The following is a 12,413-nucleotide window of genomic DNA, read 5'->3' as shown; positions in this document are numbered from 1 at the left end:
GGATGGCGGGCGGCGTGCTGCTGGCCGCCGGGGCGGTGGGGGCTTCGCTGGCTCTGGCCGCCACCGGCCACGCGGCGACGGCGGAGCCGCGCTGGCTGAGCGTGCCGCTGGTGGCTCTGCACGGTCTGGCGGTGGGCTTCTGGATCGGGAGCTTCTGGCCGCTCGCTGTGCTGCTGCGGACGGAGCCGCCGCATGAGTCGCTGCGGCTGGTCCGGCGCTTCTCCGGCTGGGCGGTGCCGGCGGTGGCGGTCCTGCTGCTGGCCGGGGCGGGGCTGAGCGCCCTGCAACTGGCCGACCCGCGCGCCATCCTGACCACCGCCTACGGGCAGATCTGGGCCGCCAAGATCGCCTGCGCGCTGGTTCTGCTGGGGCTGGCGGCGCTCAACCGGTGGCGGCTGACGCCGCGGCTGGAGACGATGGGCCGGGACGCCGCCACGCGGCTGCGCGCCAGCGTCCATACGGAGATGGTGGTGGCGGCGCTGGTCGTGCTGTTCACCGCCGGGCTGGGCACCACCCCGCCGCCGCGGACCCAGGCCCCGCCGGTCGTTGCGGAGAGGCCGGCCGGCTTCAGCACCGCGGTCATGGCGCAGGGGCGCATGGCCATCCTGACGGTGACCCCGGCGCTTCCCGGAACGAACCGGATCGAGCTGCGGCTGGCCGGGCCGGACGGCGCGCCGCTCGACGCGCTGGAGGTGTCGGTGGAGCTGGCCCTGCCCGCCGCCGGGATCGAGGCGATCGCCCGCCCCCTGCCGAAGCAGGCGCCCGGCGTCTACGCGGCGGACGGGGTGGCGCTGCCGGTGGCCGGGTCCTGGTCGGTGCGGGTGAACGCGCTGGTCAGCGATTTTGAGAAGGTGCCCTTCCGCGCGGCGGTGCCGGTGGGGCGCTGAGGCCGCTTACACCGGGGCGTCCGGCAGGATCACCGCGTCCTCCGCCCGGAAGGCGATCCGGGCGGGTTCGCCGGGGGTCAGCGGCGGTTCGTCTCCCAGATGCGGGACCTGGACGGTGATGTCGCCCTCCAGGAAGGCGTTGATGAAGGCGCCCTCGAAATCCCGGTGGGTGACCCGCGCCTCCAGCGCGTTTTCCGCCCCCGCCCCCGCCGCCATGCGTTCGGGCCGGACGAACAGGGTGGCGCGGTCGCCGGGGCGGAGCCGCCGCGGGTTGCGCCCGACCAGACGGCCATAGGGTGTGTCCAGAGCGGCGCGCCCGTCCGCCGACTCGGCGACGGTGCCGGAAAAGCGGTTGTTCTCCCCCACGAAGGAGGCGACGAAGGCGGTTTCCGGATGGTCGTAGATGGCCCGCCCGTCGCCCACCTGCTCCAGCACGCCGCGGGACATCACGCCGATCCGGTCGGACATGGTCAGCGCCTCGCCCTGGTCGTGGGTGATGTAGATGAAGGTCACGCCGGTCCGCTTCTGCAGGTCGCGCAGCTCGGCCCGCATGTGCTGGCGCAGCTTCAGGTCCAGCGCCGACAGCGGCTCGTCCAGCAGCAGGACGGCGGGCTCCACGGCCAGCGCGCGGGCGATGGCGATGCGCTGGCGCTGGCCGCCGGACAGCTCCGTCACCTTCTTCTCCGCGGCGTCCGGCAGGGCCACGAGGTCGAGCAGCTTGCGCACCCGCCCCTTGCGCTCCGCCGCGGGCACGCCGCGCACCTCCAGCCCGAAGCCGATGTTCTCCGCCACCGTCATCAGCGGAAACAAAGCGAGGTTCTGGAAAATCAGCGCGGTCGGGCGCTTGTTCGGGCCGATGCCGCGCATGTCCCGCCCGCCGATGCGGATGGCCCCCTCGGTCGGCTCCATGAAGCCGGAGACCATGCGCAGGATGGTGGTCTTCCCGCAGCCGGACGGGCCGAGGAAGCTGAAGAACTCCCCCGCCCCGACGGTCAGCGAGACGTTGCGGACGGCGGTGACGGAACCGAACCGCATGGTGACGGATTCAAGCTGGACGTCCTGACTCATAGGCACCTGAATGGAAATTTCAAACTCCCTCCCCCGCCCCGGGGTAGGGTCGGGGTGGGGGTACCGACGAGGATCAGCGACATGATCCTTGCAAGCACCCTCACCCGCCCGCTGCGCGGGCACCCTCTCCCGGGACGGGAGAGGGTGGTTTTATGGTCACGCCGCCAGGAAGCGGTCCTGGTATTCGTTGCGGATGGAGACGTACCAGGCTTCCTGGATCGGCCACCACCACAGCTTCTGCAGCGCGTCGCCGGGATAGGCGTCGGCGAAGAACTGCTTGTTCAGGTCGGACAGATGCGCCTCCGCCCCGACCGCCGTGCTGGAGATGCCGGAATGGTTGGTGTAGAGCGCGCCCGCCTGCGGCGTGTAGAACCAGTTGATCCAGGCGTAGGCCTGCTCCAGGTTCGCCGCCTTCTTCGGGATCGCGAAACCCTCCATCCAGGCCAGCGCCCCTTCCTTCGGCGCCAGGAAGCGGACCGGCAGACCCTCCTTGCGCAGGGCCACGGCGGTCGAATCCCAGGTCTGGCCGATCACGCAGCCGTTGGTGCGGAAGGCGCCCTGGGCCTCGTTCTCGTTGGACCAGAACTGGCCGATGGCCTTCTTGTGGGCGGCGGCGACCTGAAGGATCGCGTCGAAATTGGCCCGCGCCTTCGCCTCGTCCTTGAACTGCTCGCGGATCGGGTGGGGCAGCTTGCCCTGGCCTTCCAGCCACAGGCCGATGCCGATCAGGCCGGAATGGCCGCGCACCGTCACCTTGCCCGCATGCTCCGGCTTCCACAGGTCGCCATAGCTGGCGGTGCCGTAGGTCAGCGGCGCCTTGCCCTGGTCGTAGGCGATGGCCTCCGTCCCCCAGTCGGCGGGGGCGAAGAAGCGCTTGCCGCCGACCACGCCGCCCATGGCCGCGGAGCCCTCGACGGCCGATTTCAGGCAGCCGTCCCAGGTGACCTTCGATTCGTCCAGCGGCTGGACCAGCTCGAACTCCACATAGTTCGGCACGCGGTCCACCGTGGGGTGGATGATGTCGAAGCCGGCGCCGCCCGTCGCCTTGAGCTGGTTCAGAAGCTCGTCGTTGGTGCCGTATTCGGTGAGGGTGGCCTTGATGCCGGTCTTCTTCTCGAAATCGGCCAGCATGTCCGGGCTGATGTAGCCGGCCCAGGAGAAGATCTTGACGCTTCCCGACGCGGCGCGGCCTTCGCGCAGGATGAAGGGACCGGCGGAGGCGACGCCCGCGGCGGCGGCGGCCCCCTGGAGCAGCAGGCGGCGGGTGAAGCCCTTGGCGGCGCGCTGGGTCTCGGCGCTGGAGCGCCGTTCCAGGCTGGTGGTTTCCGGAACCTTGGTCATGGCACCTACTCTCCCGTTTTCTTATTGGCCCGTTTTCTTTTGCCGGTCGTGCCGGTCGCGGGGCCGGTCCTGCCGGACGCCGCCGCAGCGGCAACTGTGCCGCGATATCCGGGCGCCGTCCATGGCTCAAGCGGGAGTGGGCGCAAACTTCATCGGCCTGTCATGGCCGCGGGCGGGATCACATCACGTAGAAACGGGCCTTCACCACCACGCCTTCGATGCCGCAGACGACGGTGCGGTTGCGCCCGCTGTTCTTGGCGAAGTAGAGCGACTCGTCGGCCCGCGCGATCAGGTCGGCCACCGTCTCCGTGCCGTCCGCCGGGCAGACGCCGATGCTGACGGTGAAGGCGAACAGGGCGCCTTCCGCGGTCTTGGCGGTCAGCGCCTCCGTCGCCATGCGGATCTCCTCCGCCTTGGCGATGGCCGTCTCGACCTGCGGGGCGGGCAGGACCATGCAGAACTCCTCCCCGCCCATGCGGCCCAGGAAGCCGCCGGGCGGCACGCGGGCGGCGCAGGTCTGGGCGAACAGCTTCAGCGCCATGTCGCCGTTGGAGTGGCCGTAGGTGTCGTTGATCCGCTTGAAATGGTCGATGTCGAACAGCGCGACGGCGAAGGGGACGGCCTTCTCCGCCCCTCTCTGGCTCTGGGCTCCGCCCTGAAGCAGGCGGTGCTGCTGCTCCAGCCGCTCCATGAAGCGGCGGCGGTTCAGGACGCCGGTCAGATAGTCGGTGTTCAGCATCTCCGCCATCACCCGGTGGGTGCGGGTGATGCGTTCGCCGGCGCGCACGCGGGCGCGCAGCATGGGCATGTCGATGGGCTTGGTCAGGAACTCGTCGGCACCCGCGTCGAACGCCTCGATCCGGCGCTGGATGTCGTCGTCCGCGGTCATCAGGATGCAGAAGGTGCGGTGCTGGTCGTCCTCCGCCCGGATCAGCCAGCACAGCTCCAGCCCGTCCATGCGGGGCATTTCCAGGTCGGTGATCAGGATGTGGATGTCGTGGAGATGGTAGAGGTCCAGCGCCTCCCGCCCGTCTCGGGCGAGCAGGACCCGGTAGCCGTGCGTCTCCAGGTGGTCCTTCAGGATTTTCCGGACAACGGAGGAATCGTCGACGACGAGGACGTTCGTCTCCGTGGTTGAGCCGGAATTCATGGCAGCGACCCCTTGCACGCACCGGTGGGGTGTTTACAAGGGTTTTGTATAAAATGCCATCATTTTTGCGGTGCACATAAAGCCGGGCGCCCGCGCCCCCGGCCGGCTCCGCTCAGCTTTCCAGCATGCGGCGGAGAAGCTCCACGTCCTCGGCGAAGGCCGGGTCCGTGGTGCGCAGCTCCTCGACCTTCTTCACCGCGTGCATCACGGTGGTGTGGTCGCGCCCGCCGAACTTGCGCCCGATCTCCGGCAGCGAGCGGGCGGTGAGCTGCTTGGCGAGATACATGGCGACCTGCCGCGGGCGGGCCACGGCGCGGGCGCGGCGGGCCGAATGCATGTCGGCGACGCGGATGTTGAAATGCTCCGCCACCCGCTTCTGGATCTCGTCGATGGTGACGCGGCGGTCGTTGGCGCGCAGCAGGTCGTGCAGCACCTCCTGCGTCGATTCCAGCGAGATGGCCCGCCCGACCAGCTCCGCGTGCGCGACGATGCGGTTCAGCGCCCCTTCCAGCTCGCGCACGTTCGACGTGATCTTGTGCGCCAGGAACTCCAGCACCTTCAGCGGGATCGCCGCGTTCAGCGCGTCCGCCTTGGCCTGGAGGATGCCCAGCCGCAGCTCGTAGGTGGTCGGGTGGATGTCCGCCACGAGGCCCCAGCCGAGGCGGGAGCGCAGCCGCTCCTCCATCCCTTCCAGGTCGGACGGGCTCTTGTCGGCGGAGATGATGACCTGACGGTTCTGGTCCACCAGCGCGTTGAAGGTGTGGAAGAACTCTTCCTGGGTGCTGTCCTTGCCGCTGATGAACTGCACGTCGTCGATCATCAGCACGTCCACCGAGCGGAACTGCTGCTTGAAGGCCATGGTGTCCTTGAAGCGCAGCGCCCGGATGAACTGGTACATGAACTTTTCCGCCGACAGGTAGATCACCTTGCGGTTCGGGTCGTTCCGCCGGATCTGCCAGGCGATGGCGTGCATCAGGTGCGTCTTGCCCAGCCCCACCCCGCCGTAGAGGAACAGCGGGTTGAAGGTGACCGAGGTGGCGTCGGCGACGCGCCGGGCGGCGGCGTGGGCCAGCTCGTTCGGCTTGCCCACCACGAAATTCTCGAAGGTGAAGCGCGGGTCCAGCGGGGCGGAGATGTCGGTGCGGTCCTCCAGCACCGAGGCGACCGCCGTGGGCGACTCGTCCGACGCGAAGGAAGGCGGCCCCGCCGAATAGGAGGACCCGATGTAGGAGGTGGCGCCATAGGACGGGGATTGCGCCAGCGCCGCGGCCCGCGGGGCGGGGGCGGACGGAACCGGGCCGTCCTCGGCGGGCCCGCGCGCCGGATCGGCGCCGGGGGCCTGCTCGTCCCTGTCCTCTTCCGAAGCCAGCATGGACGGCGCGTTGGCGGAGGCGACCACCACGTCGATGGACAGCACGTCCGGGTTCTCCCCGGCCCACAGGTTGCGGATGCGGTCGGCGTAGTGGGTCAGCACCCAATCGCGCATGAAGCGGGTGGGCACGACGATGCGCACCTCCCCGCCGCGGATGCCGGCGAAGGAAAGCGGCTGCAGCCAGCTGCGATAGGCGATCTCGCCCACCTCGTCCTTGAGGCGGCCCCGGATGCGGGCCCACTGCTGATCCAACGACGCGCCGACCGACATGCTTCCCCTACCCCGCTCCTTTCCCCCCGGACGGCCCCGTGCCGCAGGGGGCACCGTCCCGCTCGACTTAACTTAGGCCCCGCGCGTTCAAAACGTTCCTCTCCTGAAGACTCCAACGGTGGATGCCTCCCAACCGGATGGCAATGCTATCCCTTCGGCGAAGTTGGACTCCGCCCTTGCCACGTTGAGTTTTAAGAAAAGCATCGCTCCAGGAGCAACGGGTCGAGTCGAGCTTCTTGAGCGTCCCGCGGCCTTGCCCGTCTCCGTCCTTTAGCAAATGACGCGCGACATCGAAGGCAACATCGGTGCGCCATTCCCGACGGATCGAAAGTCTAATCAGCCGTCCCCTTCGTGGCAATAGGACAGAAAGCGAACGGTCCGGAATGCGCCGAAAAACACAAACCCCCTTCGCATCCTGCTCCACAGACTCCACGGGCGTCCGCAGAGTCGGCGGCGCATCGCCATCCGACAGCCGCGGTTCCGAGATCCGCCGCATTTCTGTCGGAAGATTCGGAAAAACGGTGACTGTATTTACTAAGAACGCAAAAAGCCGCGCCCAGATCTGGTGCGCGGCTTTATAACGCCGAGTAAACTCAGAGAGCCTTGATGCGGGCCGACAGGCGCGACAGCTTGCGCGACACGGTGTTCTTGTGCAGAACGCCCTTGGAGGCCCCACGCATCAGTTCCGGCTGAGCGGCCTTGAAAGCCTCAGCGGCTTCAGCCTTGTTGCCGGACGAGATCGCCGTCTCGACCTTCTTCACGAAGGTGCGGATACGGCTGACGCGGTTACGGTTGATCTCCGTACGACGCGCGGTTTGACGAATGCGCTTTTCAGCAGACTTATGATTGGCCATGAAAACCCTACTCCGGACGACACGCCTGTCCCAGTGCGAGGGGGCCTTATACGCTCCAGCCGGAGGAGAGTCAAGGCGCCGTCCAACACTGTTTTTCGGCAAATGAAAGAAAACGAGATCTTGACGGATTCCTGGCCCTCCCCCGCTAGATGCGGGGGAGGAGTCGGGGGATGTCAGCGATGCTTCCAATCCGGCTGGCGCTTCTCGGCGAAAGCGGCCATGCCTTCCTTCTGGTCTTCGACGGCGAAAGTGGCGTGGAAGATTCGGCGCTCCACCCGGATGCCTTCGGTCAGCGTCGTCTCGTAGGCGGCGTTGACCGCGTCCTTGGCCATCATGACCACCGGACGCGAGAGCTTGGCGATCTTCTCGGCAACCCTCACCGCCTCGTCCACCAGATCCGTCGCCGGCACGACGCGGCTGACGAGGCCGGCGCGCTCGGCCTCCGCGGCGTCCATCAGGCGGCCGGTCAGGCACATCTCCATGGCCTTGGACTTGCCGACGAAGCGGGTCAGGCGCTGCGTGCCGCCGGCGCCGGGGATGGTGCCGATGGTGATCTCCGGCTGGCCGAACTTGGCGGTGTCGGCGGCCAGGATGAAGTCGGCCATCATGGCCAGTTCGCAACCGCCGCCCAGCGCGTAGCCGGCCACCGCGGCGATGGTCGGCTTGCGGCACTTGGCCAGCCGCTCCCACTTCGCGGTGATGAAGTTGGCCTTGTAGACGTCCATGTAGGAGAAATTCTGCATCTCCTTGATGTCGGCGCCGGCGGCGAAGGCCTTCTCCGAACCCGTCACCACGATGGCGCCGATCGAGTCGTCGGCCTCCAGCGCGTCCAGCGCCTGGCCCAGTTCGGTCACCAGCAGGTCGGACAGGGCGTTCAGCGCCTTCGGCCGGTTCAGCGTGACGAGCCCCACCGGTCCGCGGGTTTCGACGAGAATGGTTTCGTACGGCATGGTGCAGCAGGCTCCCGTGGTTTGGCCCCCCTTATTCTGGATGGGGGCGTTCTGGTTTGCTCTTGGTCTTTGGAGGGTCAGCGCGGAATCAGGGAAAAGCGGACGACCGTGGCCCCGGCCTTCGGCGCGGCGGCGCGGGCCGGCTCGACGAATTCCAGGCGCAGTTCCTCGCCCTCCCGCAGGAAGCTGGCGGCCCCGCCTGCCCGTTGCGGGGCGCGGCTCCAGCCGAGCTGCGGCATGGTCTGGTTGTAGAAGGCCAGAACCGCGCCGCGGTCCATCGTCCCGGCCATCACCGACTGCGCGATGCGCCCGGCGGGCTTGTCGAAGACCAGCGGCGCCTCCTCGGCGGGGGCGAGGCCCGGCATCACCGGCACGTCCCCCATCCCTTCGACGTAGCGGGCCGACTCGGCGGCCCGGGCGGAGGCGGGCAACGGAACCCCGGCCAGACCCGCGAGAGCGGGGCCGGCGAGGAGGAGGGCGGCGAGCGCCGCCCGGGCGGTGGCCGATGGAGCCGTCATAACCCTCCACCTATATCAACGCTGGCGTTGCGGACAATAGAAAGTCGAACGGCCCGCCTGGACGATCCGGCGGATGCCCCCGGTCTTCGCCACGTCGCAGGTGCAGCCCGGACAGGGCGCTCCCTCGCGGTCGTAGACCGAGAACTGGTGCTGGAAATAGCCGAGTTCCCCCGACGCCTGCCGGTAGTCGCGCAAGGACGAGCCTCCGGCGGCGATGGCCCGCTCCAGAACCCCGCGGATCGCCGCGGCCAACCGTTCCGCTTTCGCACCGGTCACCGTGGCGGCAATGCGCGTGGGGCTGAGGCGGGCCAGGAACAGCGCCTCCGACACGTAGATGTTGCCGAGCCCGGCGACCACGGTCTGGTCCAGGAGGGCGGCCTTGATGCTGGTCATCCGCCCGGCCAGCCGGCCGGCCAGCACCGGGCCGGAAAATTCGTTGCCCAGCGGCTCCGGCCCGAGGGTGCGCAGCAACGGGTGCTCGGCCAGGGTTTCCGCGATGGCGAGGTCCATCAGGCCGAACCGGCGGGCGTCGTTGAAGGTCACCACCGTCCCGGCGTCCGTCTCCAGCACCACATGGTCGTGGGCGCCCCAGGCGGCGGGCCGTTCCGGCGTGATGATCATGCGGCCCGACATGCCGAGATGGGCGATCAGCACCGTCCCGTCGTCCAGATGGACCAGGATGTATTTGGCGCGGCGGCGCACCGACTCGACGCGGCGCCCGGTCAGCCGCTCGCAGAAGCCGGGCGGAAAGGGCACGCGCAGGTTGGCCCGCCGCTGGAGCACCTGGACCAGCGTCCGCCCCTCCAGATGCGGGGCGAGGCCACGGCAGACGGTTTCGACTTCGGGAAGCTCGGGCATGATGCCAAGGAGGATGGTGGGAAGCGCCGGTTGACGCAAGGGGCAAGCTCCCGTCTTCCCAACCCCCGCTCAGACACTCTCCTCCACCAGCCTCCGCAAGGCGCGCGCCGCCTCCTCCACCGGCCCGGACCAGTCGCTCCGGCGGGTCTGGCGGAACAGGCGGGCGGTGGGGTACCAGGGGCTGTCGTCCCGCCCGTTGAGCCAGCGCCAGTCGTTGTCCTTGGCCAGCAGAACCCAGACCGGGCGGGCCAGCGCGCCGGCCAGATGGGCGATCGCCGTGTCCACCGCAACGATCAGGTCCAACCCCTCCATCGCCGCCGCCGCCTCAAGCATGCCGGGCGGGCCGTCCGACAGGTCGATGACCGGAAAGGGCGCCCGCGCGATCTGCTCGGACGCCTCGCCCACCTGGAGGGAGAACAGCGCCACCCCCGGCACCGCCGCCAGCGGGGCCAGGGCGGACAGGGGCATGGAGCGGGTGGCGTCGGCGTGGTACTGGGGCCGCCCCGCCCAGGCCAGCCCGACGCGCAGCCGGGCCCCCGGTGCGTCGTTCCGCAGGCGCCGTTCCCAGAAGCCGCGCCGCTCCTCGGGCACGCTCAGGTAGGGCACGCGGGCGGGAATCGCCTCCAGGCTCGGACAGAAGAGGCCGGCAAGGCTCATCAGCGGGATTTGGACATCGGTTTCGGGCAGGCCGCTCACCCCCGGAAAGTTGGCCGCCCGCGGGATCACCGACACCCGTGCGGGATCGAGGCTGTGCGTCAGCAGGGGCAGAAGGGGACCTTGCGTCTCCAGATGGATGCGCGCCGGGCCGGCCCGCAGCACCGCGTCCAGGAAACGGACGAACTGGATGGTGTCGCCCAAACCCTGCTCCGCATGGACCAGGATGGTCTGCCCCGCCAGATCCACGCCGGCCCAGCGCGGCTGGCGAAAGGGACGGCGCCAGCCCGCTTGCGCCTCGCTCCGCCAGCGCCACTCGAATTCCGCCCAGCCGGCGGCGTAGTCGCCCAGACGCAGGAGCAGATGGGCCAGATTCACATGGGCGGTCACCAGCCGGGGGGCCACGCGCAGGGCGCCGCGGAAGGCGTCCACGGCCTCCCGCGGGCGGTCGAGCCGCACCAGCGCATCACCGCGGACGACCAGGGCGTCGCCCAGATCCGGGGCCACCAGCAGCGCCCGGTCCGCCAGCCGCAAAGCCTGCGCGTCCTCGTCGAGCAGGATCGTCAGCGTGCCCAGGTTGGACAGGGAAAGCGCATGGGCCGGGTCGCAGGCCAGCGCCACACGGCCGCAGGCCGCCGCCGCCGCATGCCGCCCCTGGGCGGCCAGCGCCAGACCCAGCTTCGCGTGGGCCTCCGCCTCCTGCGGGGCCAGGGCGCGCGCCCTGCGGGCCAGCCGCTCCGCCGCCGCATCGCGTCCGTCGAACCGGCACAGCGACAAATTCCACAGCGCCATGGCGTCCGCCGGGTTGACGGCCAGAAGCCCGCGCAGCAGCCGGGCGGCCTCCGCCGGCTTGCCATCGCTGTAGGAAGCCGCGGCGTGGGCGGAAAGGAGCGGCACACCCACGGACTCCGCCACCGGGCGGGTGAGCCGCTCCACCGCATGCCCGATCCGCCCCTGCGCCAGCAACTCCCGCCCTTCCCGCTCCACGGCCCGGTCGGCGAGGTAGCGCGCCTCCAGGCTGTCGGGCTGGAGCGTCAGGAGCCGTTCCAGGGTCAGCAGCGAGTCGCCGTGCCGCCCGACGCTGCGGAAGGCCAGGGCGAGCTGGAACAGGGCCGCCGCGTGGTCGGGCTGGAGCGCCACGGTCTGCCGCAGGACGGCCACCGCCCCCTCCCCGTCCTCCAGCATCAGCCGGACGCGGGCGAGGTCGTAGCGCAGGTCCGGATGGTCCGGAACCAGCCCGATGGCCCCCACGAACAGCGCCGCCGCCAGCTTCGGCCGGTCCGTCTGGCCGTAGAGAACGCCCAGCAGATGGAGCACGGTCGCCTGATCGGGATCGGCGTCGAGGATGCGGCCATAGAGGATCTCCGCCTCGGCCAGACGGCCGGACTCGTGGTGGTCGAAGGCGATGGTCAGGGCTTCCGCGATTGTCGCCATGTTTCCGTGCCGGGCGGTGAGAGGGAGCGAAGGGTGGCGGGCCTACCGGAACCACGCGCGCAGCCGGTCGGCCACGGCGTCCAGCGGCGTCCGCCAGTCCCCCGCCGCCGGTTGCCGGAACAGGCGGGCGGAGGGGTACCAGGGGCTGTCGTCCCGCCCGCGCAGCCAGCGCCAGTCCGGCGCGTGGGACAGCAGGACCCAGACCGGATGCCCCAGGGCCCCGGCCAGATGGGCGGTCGCGTTGTCGATGGTGACGACGAGGTCCGTGGCGGCGATCTGCGCGGCCAGCCCGTCCAGGTCGTCCTTGCGGTCCAGCCCGGGGGGCAGCGCGACGGCGATGCCGTCATCGGCCAGCGCGGCCACCTCCTCCGCCCAGCCGCCATATTGCAGGACCACCATGTCGGCGCCCGCCGCGTGCAGCGTGCGCGCCAGATCGGCCAGCGGAAGGTTCCGCAGGCGCCCCCATTTCGGGTTGGTGGTGTGCCAGGCGATGCCGACCAAGGGGCGCCGGTCCGTCCGCCGGATCGGCGGCACCCGCGCCGGATCGGCGGCCAGGGCGGGACGGAGCCGGCGGAAATCCTCCTCCCGGCGCAGCAGCAGGCGCGGCAGGCTGCCGGACGGGATGTGCGCGGCGATGTCCGGCGCCGACAGGCGCGGGTCCGGCACCGGGCCGCGCGGCACCACCTCCACCCCCGGCAGGGAACGGGCGAACAGCGGCGCCAGCCGGGCGTCGCATTCCAGCACACAGCCCGAAACGACCGATATTGATGATTGCGTCTCTTCTGTTGACGATTGCGTCAACAAAGGCAGCAGAGTGGCGAACATCACCTCGTCGCCCACCCCCTGCTCCCCCCAGACCAGCAGCCGCCCGCCCGCCAGCGGTTGCCCGGTCCACAGCGGTTGCGGAAAGCGCCCGGCGGTGCGGCACCAGGGCTCGGCGGACCAACGGTCCTCCCAGGCGTCCCAGCCCTCGGCGAAGCGCCCGAGCGCCAGCAGGGCCGAGGCCCGCGCCACCCGCGCGTCGGCCAGGGCGGGATCGCGGGCGAGCGCCGCCTCC

General features: G+C 70.1%; 11 protein-coding genes. 1 reads left to right on the top strand and 10 read right to left on the bottom strand.

What is annotated here, in order from left to right; all coding sequences use genetic code 11:
• The coding region (locus QSG27_RS23820) for a copper resistance D family protein (protein ID WP_306710526.1) at positions 1–887 on the top strand (887 nt) is incomplete at its 5' end.
• Positions 888–893: 6 nt separating this feature from the next.
• Here QSG27_RS23820 and QSG27_RS23815 read toward each other — a convergent pair.
• From QSG27_RS23815 to QSG27_RS23770, 10 genes are all read right to left on the bottom strand, one after another.
• Positions 894–1,955 (bottom strand): ABC transporter ATP-binding protein, encoded by a 1,062-nt coding sequence (locus QSG27_RS23815; protein WP_306710524.1) that lies wholly within the window; start codon positions 1,953–1,955, stop codon positions 894–896.
• Positions 1,956–2,111: 156 nt separating this feature from the next.
• Positions 2,112–3,296 carry an extracellular solute-binding protein gene (locus QSG27_RS23810; protein ID WP_306710522.1) on the bottom strand — a complete coding sequence of 395 codons (1,185 nt, stop codon included), beginning with the start codon at positions 3,294–3,296 and terminating at the stop codon, positions 2,112–2,114.
• Between the two features lie 178 nt (positions 3,297–3,474).
• Positions 3,475–4,446: a GGDEF domain-containing protein gene (locus QSG27_RS23805; RefSeq protein WP_306710521.1), complete on the bottom strand. Its 972-nt coding sequence runs from the start codon at positions 4,444–4,446 to the stop codon at positions 3,475–3,477.
• Between the two features lie 112 nt (positions 4,447–4,558).
• Positions 4,559–6,088: a chromosomal replication initiator protein DnaA gene (gene dnaA, locus QSG27_RS23800; RefSeq protein ID WP_306710520.1), complete on the bottom strand. Its 1,530-nt coding sequence runs from the start codon at positions 6,086–6,088 to the stop codon at positions 4,559–4,561.
• A 593-nt stretch (positions 6,089–6,681) separates the two neighbouring features.
• Entirely contained in the window at positions 6,682–6,942 is a 261-nt protein-coding gene (gene rpsT / locus QSG27_RS23795) for a 30S ribosomal protein S20 (RefSeq protein WP_094301467.1), read from the bottom strand.
• Between the two features lie 173 nt (positions 6,943–7,115).
• Complete coding sequence (locus QSG27_RS23790) at positions 7,116–7,892, bottom strand: enoyl-CoA hydratase (RefSeq protein WP_306710519.1); 777 nt, start codon at positions 7,890–7,892, stop codon at positions 7,116–7,118.
• 77 nt (positions 7,893–7,969) lie between these two features.
• Positions 7,970–8,410: a hypothetical protein gene (locus QSG27_RS23785; RefSeq protein ID WP_306710518.1), complete on the bottom strand. Its 441-nt coding sequence runs from the start codon at positions 8,408–8,410 to the stop codon at positions 7,970–7,972.
• A 15-nt stretch (positions 8,411–8,425) separates the two neighbouring features.
• Positions 8,426–9,268, bottom strand: a complete 843-nt coding sequence (gene mutM, locus QSG27_RS23780; RefSeq protein ID WP_306710527.1) for a bifunctional DNA-formamidopyrimidine glycosylase/DNA-(apurinic or apyrimidinic site) lyase — start codon at positions 9,266–9,268, stop codon at positions 8,426–8,428.
• A gap of 69 nt (positions 9,269–9,337) precedes the next feature.
• Positions 9,338–11,356, bottom strand: coding sequence for a tetratricopeptide repeat protein (locus QSG27_RS23775; protein ID WP_306710517.1), 2,019 nt, complete (start codon positions 11,354–11,356; stop codon positions 9,338–9,340).
• Positions 11,357–11,398: 42 nt separating this feature from the next.
• The coding region (locus tag QSG27_RS23770) for a glycosyltransferase family 9 protein (RefSeq protein WP_407653266.1) at positions 11,399–12,413 on the bottom strand (1,015 nt) is incomplete at its 5' end.

This window comes from Azospirillum isscasi, from assembly GCF_030849505.1.
Taxonomy (GTDB): domain Bacteria; phylum Pseudomonadota; class Alphaproteobacteria; order Azospirillales; family Azospirillaceae; genus Azospirillum; species Azospirillum isscasi.
This window is presented reverse-complemented; position numbering and strand designations above follow the sequence as displayed.

Coding starts and splice junctions, on each gene's coding strand:
- QSG27_RS23775 (WP_306710517.1), bottom strand. CDS start 11,356: ATGGCGACAATCGCGGAAGCCCTGACCATCGCCTTCGACCACCACGAG.
- QSG27_RS23805 (WP_306710521.1), bottom strand. CDS start 4,446: ATGAATTCCGGCTCAACCACGGAGACGAACGTCCTCGTCGTCGACGAT.
- QSG27_RS23810 (WP_306710522.1), bottom strand. CDS start 3,296: ATGACCAAGGTTCCGGAAACCACCAGCCTGGAACGGCGCTCCAGCGCC.
- mutM (WP_306710527.1), bottom strand. CDS start 9,268: ATGCCCGAGCTTCCCGAAGTCGAAACCGTCTGCCGTGGCCTCGCCCCG.
- rpsT (WP_094301467.1), bottom strand. CDS start 6,942: ATGGCCAATCATAAGTCTGCTGAAAAGCGCATTCGTCAAACCGCGCGT.
- QSG27_RS23815 (WP_306710524.1), bottom strand. CDS start 1,955: ATGAGTCAGGACGTCCAGCTTGAATCCGTCACCATGCGGTTCGGTTCC.
- QSG27_RS23785 (WP_306710518.1), bottom strand. CDS start 8,410: ATGACGGCTCCATCGGCCACCGCCCGGGCGGCGCTCGCCGCCCTCCTC.
- QSG27_RS23790 (WP_306710519.1), bottom strand. CDS start 7,892: ATGCCGTACGAAACCATTCTCGTCGAAACCCGCGGACCGGTGGGGCTC.
- dnaA (WP_306710520.1), bottom strand. CDS start 6,088: ATGTCGGTCGGCGCGTCGTTGGATCAGCAGTGGGCCCGCATCCGGGGC.